This is a genomic window from Streptomyces sp. 13-12-16 (assembly GCF_002114215.1).
In the GTDB taxonomy this organism is placed as follows: Bacteria; Actinomycetota; Actinomycetes; order Streptomycetales; family Streptomycetaceae; genus Streptomyces.
Window position 1 is genome coordinate 605 of record NZ_NCTE01001239.1, and the last position, 393, is coordinate 997.

2 protein-coding genes are annotated in these 393 nt (G+C 76.1%); one reads left to right on the plus strand and one right to left on the minus strand.

Features of this window, described 5'->3' with window-relative positions; translation table 11 throughout:
* A partial coding sequence (locus B7767_RS48790) for a DUF6479 family protein (RefSeq protein ID WP_256923725.1) occupies nt 1-131 on the plus strand: 131 nt, incomplete at its 5' end.
* A gap of 2 nt (nt 132-133) precedes the next feature.
* On the opposite strand, the gene B7767_RS38590 is transcribed toward B7767_RS48790, so the two are convergent.
* The coding region (locus B7767_RS38590) for an Ig-like domain-containing protein (RefSeq protein WP_143652891.1) at nt 134-393 on the minus strand (260 nt) is incomplete at its 5' end.

The following is a 393-nucleotide window of genomic DNA, read 5'->3' on the forward strand; positions in this document are numbered from 1 at the left end:
GGACCGGCTCACGGCTCATGCCCTACGAGCTCCACCACTCCGCGACCAGGACGGGCAAGGACCAGCAGCGCAAGCGCTGGCTGCCCGGCTCCAGCGGCGGCTTCGGCAGCGGAGGACCCGGGCACGTGTGACGTCACCCGGCCGGGGCGGCGTCCCCCACGGTGATCTGGATCTGCTCGCTCGACGCGCTCACGCCGTTCAGGGCGGCGGTGGCCTGGAGCCGGTTGGGGCCGTCCGGGAGGGCGGGGGCGGGAACACAGCTCCAGCGGCCGTCGGACCCCGCCGTGCCGGCGCACACCTCGTGGCCGTCCTTGTCGGAGACGGTGATCCGCGCGCCCGGGTGGGCCGTACCGGCGATCGCCGGCCGCGCGCCCAGCGGCACACCGGACTCCG